This is a genomic window from Micromonospora sp. NPDC049679 (assembly GCF_040659735.1).
Lineage (GTDB): Bacteria > Actinomycetota > Actinomycetes > Mycobacteriales > Micromonosporaceae > Micromonospora_I.
The window spans coordinates 40,815-51,818 of record NZ_JBFANZ010000015.1 but is presented as its reverse complement, the minus strand read 5'-3'; the positions used below and the strand labels follow the sequence as shown (position 1 = coordinate 51,818).

General features: G+C 71.7%; 10 protein-coding genes. 3 read left to right on the top strand and 7 right to left on the bottom strand.

Annotated elements, in window-relative coordinates; translation table 11 throughout:
• Position 1 precedes the first annotated feature (1 nt).
• Entirely contained in the window at positions 2 to 718 is a 717-nt protein-coding gene (locus AB0J06_RS12405) for a lysophospholipid acyltransferase family protein (protein ID WP_357427632.1), read from the bottom strand.
• 212 nt (positions 719 to 930) lie between these two features.
• Here AB0J06_RS12405 and AB0J06_RS12400 point away from each other — a divergent pair, with 212 nt between their 5' ends.
• Positions 931 to 1,848, top strand: coding sequence for a DUF308 domain-containing protein (locus AB0J06_RS12400; RefSeq protein ID WP_357427630.1), 918 nt, complete (start codon positions 931 to 933; stop codon positions 1,846 to 1,848).
• Positions 1,849 to 2,013: 165 nt separating this feature from the next.
• Positions 2,014 to 3,426: a trehalose-6-phosphate synthase gene (locus AB0J06_RS12395; protein WP_357427628.1), complete on the top strand. Its 1,413-nt coding sequence runs from the start codon at positions 2,014 to 2,016 to the stop codon at positions 3,424 to 3,426.
• A gap of 20 nt (positions 3,427 to 3,446) precedes the next feature.
• Here the strand turns inward: AB0J06_RS12395 and AB0J06_RS12390 are convergent, their stop codons facing one another.
• The 6 genes from AB0J06_RS12390 to AB0J06_RS12365 all read right to left on the bottom strand — a co-directional run bounded on the left by AB0J06_RS12390 (position 3,447) and on the right by AB0J06_RS12365 (position 8,973).
• Positions 3,447 to 4,265 carry an alpha/beta fold hydrolase gene (locus AB0J06_RS12390; protein ID WP_357427626.1) on the bottom strand — a complete coding sequence of 273 codons (819 nt, stop codon included), beginning with the start codon at positions 4,263 to 4,265 and terminating at the stop codon, positions 3,447 to 3,449.
• Complete coding sequence (locus AB0J06_RS12385; protein WP_357427624.1) at positions 4,262 to 5,662, bottom strand: NAD(P)-binding domain-containing protein; 1,401 nt, start codon at positions 5,660 to 5,662, stop codon at positions 4,262 to 4,264. The genes AB0J06_RS12390 and AB0J06_RS12385 overlap by 4 nt, the downstream gene beginning before the upstream one ends.
• 106 nt (positions 5,663 to 5,768) lie before the next feature.
• Entirely contained in the window at positions 5,769 to 6,509 is a 741-nt protein-coding gene (locus tag AB0J06_RS12380; RefSeq protein WP_357427622.1) for an endonuclease/exonuclease/phosphatase family protein, read from the bottom strand.
• A gap of 118 nt (positions 6,510 to 6,627) precedes the next feature.
• Positions 6,628 to 7,575, bottom strand: a complete 948-nt coding sequence (locus AB0J06_RS12375) for an ROK family glucokinase (RefSeq protein WP_357427620.1) — start codon at positions 7,573 to 7,575, stop codon at positions 6,628 to 6,630.
• 83 nt (positions 7,576 to 7,658) lie between these two features.
• On the bottom strand, positions 7,659 to 8,495 hold the full coding sequence (locus AB0J06_RS12370) for a hypothetical protein (protein ID WP_357427618.1): 837 nt from the start codon (positions 8,493 to 8,495) through the stop codon (positions 7,659 to 7,661).
• A gap of 22 nt (positions 8,496 to 8,517) precedes the next feature.
• The gene (locus AB0J06_RS12365; protein WP_357427616.1) at positions 8,518 to 8,973 is read right to left on the bottom strand and encodes an SRPBCC family protein; all 456 of its coding nucleotides are present in this window, start codon (positions 8,971 to 8,973) and stop codon (positions 8,518 to 8,520) included.
• A gap of 194 nt (positions 8,974 to 9,167) precedes the next feature.
• Between AB0J06_RS12365 and AB0J06_RS12360 the strand changes: the two genes are divergently transcribed.
• Positions 9,168 to 10,964 carry a long-chain fatty acid--CoA ligase gene (locus tag AB0J06_RS12360; RefSeq protein ID WP_357427614.1) on the top strand — a complete coding sequence of 599 codons (1,797 nt, stop codon included), beginning with the start codon at positions 9,168 to 9,170 and terminating at the stop codon, positions 10,962 to 10,964.
• Positions 10,965 to 11,004 lie beyond the last annotated feature (40 nt).

Genomic DNA, 11,004 nt, shown 5'->3' with positions numbered 1-11,004 from the left:
GTCAGGCTGCGACGCTCTCGCGGGGCTCGGCCTGCGCGGGGACCACCGCCTGCGCCTTCGCCTTCTGGGCGTACATGTCCACGTATTCCCGCCCGGAGAGCTCCATCAGGTCGTACATGATCTCGTCGGTGACCGCCCGCTCGACGAAGCGGTCACCGGACATCCCGGCGTAGCGGGAGAAGTCCAGCGGAGCACCGAAGCGGATCTTCACCCGCTTGATCTTCGGGATGAGCGCGCCGGGCGGCTGGATCTCGTCGGCGTTGAGCATCACCACCGGAATGACCGGGGCGCCGCTCTCCAACGCCAGCCGGGCCACGCCCGTCTTGCCGCGGTAGAGCCGCCCGTCCGGCGAGCGGGTGCCTTCCGGATAGATGCCGGCGAGGTTGCCGCCGCGCAGCACCCGCAGCTGCGTGTCGAGCGCTGCCTGCGCCGCCCGGCCGCCGGAACGGTCCACCGGAATCGTGCCGGTGCCGACGAAGAACTGCTTGATGAGCCAGCCTTTGATCCCCTTGCCGGTGAAGTACTCCGCCTTTGCGACGAAGGTCACCTTTCGCTTCACCATGAGCGGCATGAAGATCGAGTCGGAGAAGGAGAGGTGGTTGCTGGCGAGGATGGCCGGACCCGAATCCGGGACGTGCTCCCTCCCCTCAACCTGCGGTCGAAAGATCAACTTCAGCGCAGGGCCGAGGATGATGTACTTGAGCAGCCAGTACAGCACCGGTGTCCTTTCCGAGATGTTCCGCGCTTCCCCACGTCGGTCGCGTACGCGGAACTGTCGGCAATGAGCCTACGAAGCAGGTACGCCGCGCCACAACGCACTCCCGCAACCAGCGGCCGCCGTGTCACGATTCAGTGCACGGCGCGCGCACCTGGGGACGCGTCGCCGGATCGGGATCGGGCGCTCGGGCGCGCCGGTGAGGAGTGTGTCGGGTGTCAGCGGGCGGCGCACGTCGGGGTCGGCGCGACAACGGCCTCGACGCGAGCGAGTACGCCGTCGTGGGCGACGTAGACCCGCGCGTCGGCGAGCATCTGCTGGATGTCCTCGCCGCCGGTGGCATCGCCGCGTATCTGCAGCCCTCCGCCGATCTCAACCCGATCACCCGTACGACGACGGTGCCGTCCCGACCGGTGGACCGGCTCTTCGTCGACCGCGCCCACCTCGAGACCGCCCGCGGCTACCTGTCGCAGTTGACCGAGGACGAATCCTCCCTTCCCACCGAGCCGACGCGCGAGCCCGACGTCGATGCGGCGTGGGCCAGCATCGTCGCGGGCTACCACGCCCGGGTCGATCCCACGGCGGTCCCGTGGCCCGCCTCGGAGAACCTCCCGGCCACCAACGGTGCCGGCGATCGGGGCGACCTCGATCCGGCGGGCACCGCCACGGAGACCCCCCGGGTGGACGAACCGGGACCGGACCGACCGGCCGCCGATGGCGGCGAGGGTACGGGAGTACGCACGCCAGAGCGGAAAACCGACGTACCGGGCGAGCCGCACCGACTCCCGTACGCGGGCGACATCTCCGGCATCTCCGTCGGCCGTCGCCGTGACGAGCCGTCGCTTCTGGACGGTCTGGACACCTTCGGCGCGGATCTGCCGGACGACGACGAGGGCTACACCCCGCCTCCGCCCCCGCCGCTGCCCAGCGTGTCGAAGTACGCCGCCGTGGGCGTGCTCGGCATCGTCGCGGGCTTCGTGCTCTTCTTCTTCCCCGACCTGCTGCCGGTCGATCGCGGCCTGGTCATTCTGATCGGCTTCGTCAGCGTGCTGGCCGGCTTCGTGACGCTGATCTGGCGGCTCCGTCCCGACAAGGACGACGACTACGACCCGGACGACGGCGCGGTCGTATAGGCGAGTTACATACTGCGCACCACATCAGCATTGAGATATGTGGGCACTCTGCAACGCTCGCGTAACGTGCCGTCAGTAGGAATACTTCTAGTAGGCCATTCCCCCTCACGGACCCGCGATCGCTCGTCGGACGCGGTTGTCGCCTCGCCGAAACGAGGTGCCCGGATGCGACAGAGTTCTCTCGTGGTGGTGGCCAACCGTCTGCCGGTCGACGACAGCGTGGCGCCCGACGGCGCCTGCGAATGGCGTCGCAGCCCGGGCGGTCTGGTCGGCGCCCTGCACCCGATCCTCCAGCAGACGCCCGCGACCTGGGTGGGCTGGACCGGCGACGCCGGTGACGCCCCCACCCTCCCGGACGTCGACGGCGTACGGATGCATGCCGTCGCGCTCTCCGCCGAGGACATCCGCGACCACTACGAGGGCTTCGCCAACGCCACCCTCTGGCCGCTCTACCACGACTCCGTGGAGCACCCGACCTACCACCGTCGGTGGTGGGAGGCGTACCAGCGGGTCAACCAGCGGTTCGCCGACGCGGCGGCGGAGACCGCCGAGCCGGGCGCGCTGGTCTGGGTGCAGGACTACCACCTCCAGCTGGTGCCCGGCATGCTGCGGGCGCTCCGCCCCGACCTGCTCATCGGGTTCTTCCTGCACGTGCCGTTCCCGCCACCGGAGCTGTTCATGCAGCTCCCCCGCCGCGCCGAGCTGCTGCTCGGCATGCTCGGCGCCGACCTGGTGGGCTTCCAGCGGGTGCAGGCCGCGCACAACTTCGCCCAGCTCGCCGCCAAGGTGCTCAAGGTGCCGGCCACCGACCGGCGGATCGCGGTCGAGGGGCGGGTGGTACGTGTCGGCGCGTTCCCGGTCTCCATCGACATGGCGGAGATGGAGGCACTCAGCGCCCGTCCGGACGTGGCGGCCCGGGCCGTACAGCTCCGCGCCGACCTCGGCGACCCGCAGCACGTCATCCTCAGCGTCGACCGGATGGACTACACCAAGGGCATCGAACATCGGCTGCAGGCCTTCAGCGAGCTGATCGCCGAGGGGCACATCAAGGTGCACGACACGGTGATGGTGCAGGTCGCGGTCCCCAGCCGGGAGCGGGTCGCGCAGTACCAGATCCTGCGCGACCGGGTGGAGCGCGAGGTCGGGCGGATCAACGGCGAATTCGGCCGGGTCGGCGAGCCCGCGATCCACTACCTCAACCAGTCCTTCGACCGGTCCGAGCTGGCCGCGCTCTACCGGGTCGCCGACATCATGGCGGTCACCCCGCTGCGCGACGGCATGAACCTGGTCGCGAAGGAGTACGTCGCCGCCCGCGTCGACGACACGGGCGCGCTGCTGCTCAGCGAGTTCGCCGGCGCCGCCGCCGAGTTCCAGCAGGCGTACCTGGTCAATCCGCACGACCTCGACGGCCTCAAGTTGACCCTGCTGCACGCGCTGGACGCCAGCCCCGCCGACATCACCGACCGGATGCGGTCGATGCGCGCCCACCTGCGGGTGCACGACATCCGGGCGTGGGCACGCTCCTACCTGACCGCCCTCGACCGCAGCGGCGCGCTCGCCGCCCGCCTCACACCCTGACCGCCGCGGTCGCGCCCCACCTAGAAGGACGCGCGCTTGTCCAACCAGTCGAGAATCGCGTCGATCGGTTCCCGCCAGCGCGCGTCGAGCATCAGGTCGTGCCCCATGCCGGGAAAGAGCAGCGGGGCGCCGCCGTACCGCCGCGCCGCCCGGTCCAGCGCCGGGGCCGGCACCACACGGTCCTGCGGACTGCCGATCACCAGCATCGGCGGGCCACCGACCGGCGGCTCCGGCGCCCGGTGCGTCAGCACCTGCCATTGCGCGCGCGCCGCGGCCCGCCCGAGTCGACTCACGTACGTGCGGGCCACCGTGTCGGGCAACTCGCGGCTGAACAGCTGCCGCCGGCTGAGTCGCAACTTCCCGCCGACCAGGGCCGGCAGCGTGCCGACCGGGTTGCGGCGCAGCGCCGTCCCGACGGTGGCCAGGCCACCGAGGACCGGAGCGACCAGCACGCCGGCACGGGCGGGATAGCGCGCCAGCGCATGGCTCACCACCAGCGCCCCGGCGCCGTGCCCCACCAGCACCGCCTGGCGCGGCAGACTCGCCGCCACCTGCACCACGTCATGCGCATACGCCCGCAGCGTCGCGTTGGGGGCCGCCGCACTGCCACCGTGGCCGCGCAGGCTCACCGCGTGTGCCGGGAAGCCGCGCGAGGCGGCGTGCTCCAGCCAGTGCTCGCCGAAGATCCAGGCGCCGTGGCCGAAGCCGGGCACGAAGAGTACGGGCGGTTTGTCCTCGTCCACCTCGGGGGTCGCGGCGAGCACCTCGCGGCGGGCCGCTGGCACCGGGCGGGTCCAGTCCCGGGCCCGGATGATCCGTGTTCTCGCCGGCCCCGTCACGCCGCCACCTCCAACTCGTCCAGGGTCTTCTGCAGCGCCCGCAGGTAGTCGACGTGGCTGACCTCGAACCAGTGCCGCGTCGAGTCCTTCACCTTGGCGTCGTGCCAGCGCCGCCCGGCGTCGGACTCGACGCGCGCCTGGAAGCCGCCGGCCCGTTCCGGGGCGGTCTGGCGCAGCCGCAGCCACCGGGCGATCGCCACGGTCTGCCAGTGCACCAGGGTGAAGAGCCCCGAGTCGGGCTGCAGCAGCCCGGCCACCGCGAGGGTGGGATGGCGGCGCGGGAACGCGTTGAGGTAGAGGGTGGGGCGTCCGCTGCCGTCGTCGCCCAACACGTTCGGGTCGAGGAAGTCGAAGCGGGGCAGGTAACCGGTGGCGAAGACGACCAGATCGGGTTCGATCTCCTCCCCGCCGACGAGTTCGACCGAGTTGCGCCGGAACCGGACGATGTCGCGCACCGGGGTGATCGCGCCGTGCCCGACGTAGTAGACGAGTTGGCTGTTGGCGATCGGGTGCGTCTCGTAGACCTTGTGGTCCGGCGCCGGAAGGCCGAACCGGGTCAGGTCACCGACGGTCATCTTCAACATGCGGTGGAAGAGCCACTGCCGCATCCGCAGCGGCAGCCCCATCGCCAGCACGGCGTCGTTGACCTGGTCGGCGGGGCGACCCAGGACGTACTTCGGGGCGTACCAGTAGCCGCGCCGCGTCGAGTGCCAGCAGCGGGCCGCCTGCTGCGCGGCCTCGACGGCGATGTCGCAGCCGGTGTTGCCGGCGCCCACCACCAACACCCGCTTGCCGCGCAGTTGCGCCGGGTCCTTGTACGCCGAGGCGTGCATGACCTGGCCCTTGAACTCCTCCAGCCCTTCGTAGCTCGGGTTCTTGGGCGCCCAGTTGTGCCCGTTGGCGACGACCACGGCCGCGTAGCGCTGGGTGCGCTCCGTGCCGTAGCCGCCGGTGCTGCGGGTGGTCACGTCCCAACGGTCGCCGTCGGCCGGCTCGGCGCGCACCGCCTCGGTCCCGAACCAGATGGCGGGGCGGAGTCCGAAATGGTCGGCGTACCGCTCCAGGTAGGACAGGAGCTGGCTGTGGTGGGGGTAGTCCGGCCACGAGTCCGGCATGGGGAAGTCCGGGTACTGGGTGAACGGCTTCGACGAGATCACGTGGGTGCTCGCGTAGACCGGGCTGCGGTCGTGGCGCCAGTTCCACGCGCCACCGACCCCGGTTTCCCGCTCGTAGCAGTCGACGGCGAAGCCGTGCTCCTTGAGGTTCTTCACCGCGGCCAGGCCGCTGGCCCCCGCGCCGATGACGCAGATCGTTTCGCCGCGGTCGTACACCGGGCGCCCGTCCCGCCAGAGGGTGGCGACCGGCTCGTGGCTGTCGTGGTCGGCGGAGGTGGACACCGAGCAATCTCCTTCTCTGCGGGCTGCGAAATCCTCGCGGCTGCACGGCCCCTTTGTCCAGACCTCGGGCGGACCCATCGCGCGCGGGCCCGGCCCGGCGCCGGACTCAGGCCGAGGAGGGCACGAGCAGATCCGCGAGGACGGGAAAGTGGTCGCTGGCCCGGCGGGCCTGCGGCGTGTCCACCACGTCGTAGTCGAGCACCTTGATGCGACGGTCGACGAAGAGCGCGTCGATCCGGTCGCGGGGATTGGCGCAGGAGAAGGTGAGCCGGTCGGCGCGATCGGCGGCGATCGCGGTGTCGGTGAGCCCGTCGGCGATGGTGCGCCACGCAGCGCCGCCGGAGTTCTCGTTGAGGTCGGCGCCGACGATCAGCGGAACCCGCACCTCGGCCATCGTCTGCTTGAGCAGGGCCGCCTGGGCGGGTCGCTCGGTCGGGTCGGTGCTCAGATGCGAACCGGCCACCACGAAGGCGGCGGGGCCGACGGCGCAGCGCGCGAAGGCGGCGCCCCGCAGGTGCCGGCCGGGGGTGAGCGGATATCGCAGGCACCAGGTGTCGCCGACCCGCACCCGCAGGGTGGTGAGCAGCAGGTTGCCCAGGGAGGGGAGGCCACCAGCGGCGACGACCATCCCGAACGAGTCCGCCAGCGACGCGCACTTCTGCCGCCACCGGAAGCGACGCGGCGCCTCCTGGACGATCATGACGTCGGGCCGGAGGTCCCGGACGACGCCGGCCAGCGCGTCGAGATCGTCGCGGCGGCTGTGCACGTTGTAGGAGAGGACCCGCAGGCGGACGTCCCCGGCCCGTTCTCCCCCGGTCCGATCGTCGGACGCCTGTGCCTGACTCACGTCCCACTCCTCGCTCGTCGCTGCCGTCGCGGGCGCACCCGACCAGGACGGCGCCCGGCCGCGCCGGGCCCGTACGACCACCGGGCCTCGGCGTGCTCGGGCGGGCCTTGTGGGAGGCCTAGCGCCGCCGGGCCAGGTCGGCGGCCCCGACCGTGCCCGCGGTGTTGCCCAACTCGGCCGGGCGGACCTCGGCCACCGGTAGTTTGCCACGCTGCGCCAGCGCGTCCACATAGGAACGCCGGGTCGGTCCGAGGAGCAGGTCTCCCGCCTCGACGACGCCACCGCCGAGAACCAGGATCTCCGGGTCGAGGATCTGCACCATGTCGGCCAGTCCGATGCCCAGCCAGTGCCCGATCTGCGCGAACGCCTGCCGGGAGACCGGATCGCCGGCCTGCGCCGCGGCCGTGACCATGGGACCGGTGATGAGCTCGGCGTCCCCGCCGGCCAGCTCCAGCAGCCCGACGGCGCGGTCCGGTTCCTGGCGCGCGCCGGCCCGGGCGAACCGGACCAGGGCGTGGCCGCTGGCATACTGCTCGATGCAGCCGTGCCGGCCGCAGCCGCACAGATGCCCCTCCGGCACGGCGAGCATGTGCCCGAGTTCCGCGGCGATGCCGTGCGCGCCACGGACGAGTTCGCCGCCGAGCACGATCCCGCCACCGATGCCGGTGCCGACCGTAAACATGATCATGGAGTCGTCGGCGTGCCGCGCGGCGCCGTAGCGGAACTCCCCCCAGGCCGCCACGTTGGCGTCGTTCTCCACGATGACCGGCAGGTTGACCGCCGCGCTGACGTAGTCGCGCAGCGGCTCGTCCCGCCAGGCGATGTTCGGCGCGAAAAGCACGGTGGAGCGGTCCGCGTCGATCCAGCCCGCGGCCCCGATGCCGACGGCCTCGACCGGATGGGCCGCCGCGAGATCCGCGACCACATCGACGATCACATCGCGGGTCTTGGCGACGTCGTCGGCGGGAGTGTCCCGGCGAGTGCGCGCCAGGACGTTGCCGTCCGCATCGACGACACCACCGGCCACCTTCGTGCCACCGATGTCGACTCCGATGGTCAGCGTCACCCCGCCACTCCCCTCTGCTGTGCCCGGCGCCGGATCGAGGATCCGGGGCCCCGCCCCTGAGCTATGCCCGCCACATCGCGGGGTCAGACCCCGTCGCCCGGCCCCACGTCGTCGCCGCGGCCGGCGGCACCGGGATCACGGTCGACCCGCGGGGGCGCCGCCTTCTTCGGCGGCGTGGTCGCCTCTGCCGGCGCGGTGCCCTCCCGCGCCGTCGCGCCGGCGGCCCGCTTGACCGCCTTGCGCGCCATCGGCCTGGCCCCGTCCGGACGCGCGGACGCGGAGCGGTCAGCGGCGTCGGCGGGCGCGGCGGAGCCCTCTCCATCCTCGTCGTATGCCCTCGTCGCGGTCGCCCAGACGTCACGCTGCGCGGGCGGGGGCGAGGTGTCCCGCTGCGCGGGCGCGGACCGGACGTCGTCACCGGAGCGGGTGGCACTGCGCCATACGTCGTCCTGCGCCGCCCCGGGGTGCGACGGCGCGGCATCGGCACGGGCGGAGCCGGGGTGCGCAGGGTGACCGGAGCCACCGGGCCCGGGATGCGGAGCTTCGCCGGCGCTGCCGCTGGCCGCGGCGAACGACCGCATCAGGCTCGCCACCCCGGCGGCGAAGTCGCCGGCGCCGGTCGCGAGCCGCTCGGCGAACTCCGGGCTGGGATCGCGGAGCGCGGCGATGACGCGGCAGAGCGGACACACGCAGCACTCGGCGCTGCCGGTGGCGAAGCTCGCGGTCTCCGCCGCGTCGTCGTCGTGCCGTCCGGGACCCGACCCGGGCCCGAAAACGCCGAAGATCGCGTCACCGAGCGGGCCGAACGGCCCCGGACCCGCCGATCCGCGACCGGCGGCGGCGAGTCTGGCCGCGGCGAGCGCCGTGACCACCAGGCGCTCGGCCTCCTCGCGCGCCGAACCCGGATCGGTGCCCCGCATCGTCGTGCTCCTCCGTCTGCCGTCAGGAACCCTCGCCGGGTCGCTCGACCCGGCGCTTGAGCTGCTTCAACGCGGTATCCATGATCATTTTCTCGGCCTTGCGACGGAACATGCCGAGCATGCCGACGGAGAGCTCCACCTCAAGGGTGTACGTCACCGTGGTCGTGCCGTCGCCGTTGTCGTCGAGGTCGTACGACCCGGTCTGGCGTTTCTGCATCTTCGAGGACCCGACCAGGCGCCACTCGATCCGCGAAATGTCCTCGGCGTACTCGTACGCCAGCGTGTACTCGTCGACCAGCACGCCCGCGTCGAGCACGAACCGCACCTGGCTGGCGTAACCGTCCTCGTACTCCTCGATCACCTCGACGCTCTTGAGCGCCTCGGTCCACTCGGGGTAACGGGCGAAGTCACAGATCGCCGCGGCCACCTGCGGTGGAGGCGCGTCGATGACGATCGACTGAGTGGAGGAGTCCGCCATGGGGGGCAGGCTACCCCGTGCGCGTCCTTGATCCATCGGCCGGCTCGCCCGCCCGCGGCCCGGACGTCAAATGGACCGGTGACGGGGCGAGCGCGCAGCCGCCCCGGGTCGCCGGGTAGGTTTCGTTCCAGCCGGACCGGCCCACCACGGCCCCACCCCGTCCGGCACCCCCCGAAGAGCACGAGGGAGTGCACGTGCGCGAGTTCTCCGTACCCCCGGCCGTCACCATCGGTGACGCGGCGAACCTGACCGATCCGGTCTGGGACAACGCCGAGCTGGCTCCGGACAGCGTGCAGTTCACCCGCCCGACCCCCACGGGCTGGACGGATGTGACCTGCGCGCAGTTCCGCGACGACGTGGTCGCGGTGGCCCGGGGGCTGGTCGCCGCCGGCATCGAGCCCGGCGACCGGGTCGCGCTGATGAGCAAGACGCGGTACGAGTGGACCCTGCTGGACTACGCGATCTGGTCGGTCGGCGCGGTGACCGTGCCGATCTACGAGACCTCCAGCGCCGAGCAGATGGCCTGGATCCTCTCCGACTCGGGCGCGATCGCCTGTTTCGTCGAGACCAGCAACCACGCGCTGGCGGTGGCCGGGGTTCGCGAGCAGCTGCCGGCGCTGCGCGAGGTGTGGCAGATCGACGTCGGCGACATCGACGCCGTGCGCGACCGGGGCGCCTCGGTGGAGGCCACCGAGATCGACGAGCGCCGGCGCGCCGCCACGGCCGACGACATCGCCACGATCATCTACACCAGCGGAACCACCGGGCGGCCCAAGGGCTGCGTGCTGACCCACCGCAACATGCACTCGGACATCTCCAACGCGATCCCGGTGCTGCCGAACCTCTTCCACGAGGGCGCCTCGACGCTGCTGTTCCTGCCACTGGCGCACTCGTTCGCCCGGTTGATCCAGATCGGCATCGTGCAGGCCCGGGCCACCATGCGGCACGCGCCGGACACGAAGAACCTCGTTGCCGAGCTGCAGGACTTCAAGCCGACCTTCGTGCTCTCGGTCCCCCGGGTGTTCGAGAAGGTCTACAACAGCGCCAAGCAGAAGGCCCACGCCGACGGCAAGGGCAAGATCTTCGACAAGGCCGAGCAGGTCGCGATCGCCTACAGCGAGGCGCTGGACACCCCCGGCGGGCCGGGCCTCGGACTGAAGTTCCAGCACAAGGTCTTCGACCGGCTGGTCTACGGCAAGCTCCGGGCGGCGCTCGGTGGCCGCTGCGCGACCGCCATCTCGGGCGGCGCCCCGCTCGGGCCCCGGCTCGCCCACTTCTTCCGCGGCGTCGGCGTCACGATCTACGAGGGTTACGGCCTGACCGAGACCTCCCCGGCGGCGGCCGCCAACCTGCAGAACGCGATCCGGCTCGGCACCGTCGGCCGGCCTCTGCCCGGCGTGTCGATCCGGATCGGCGACGACGGCGAAGTCCTGATCAAGGGCGACCTGGTGTTCCGGGAGTACTGGAACAACCCCGCCGCGACCGCGGAGGCGCTCGACGAGGAGCGCTGGTTCCACACCGGCGACCTCGGCGAGCTCGACGCGGACGGCTTCCTGAAGATCACCGGCCGGAAAAAGGAGATCATCGTCACGGCCGGAGGGAAGAACGTCGCCCCCGCCGTCCTGGAGGACCGGATCCGCGTCCACTCGCTGATCAGCCAGGCCATGGTGGTCGGCGACCGGCAACCGTTCATCGCCGCGCTGATCACCATCGACGAAGAGGCCTGGCCGCAGTGGCTGGCCGAGGCCGGGCTCCCGGCCACCGCCACCGTCGCTGAGCTGTGCGAGGACGACCGGCTCCGGGCCGAGATCCAGACCGCGATCGACGAGGCCAACGCGGCGGTCTCCAAGGCGGAGGCGATCAAGGTGTTCCGCATCCTGCCGCACGACTTCACCGAGGCGACCGGGGAGATGACCCCCTCGCTCAAGATCAAGCGGAACGTCGTGCAGAAGATGTACGCCGACGAAATCGCCACCATCTACGGCAGCTGACTACGATCCGTCACGTGTCCGTATCGCCAGCCGCTCCCGC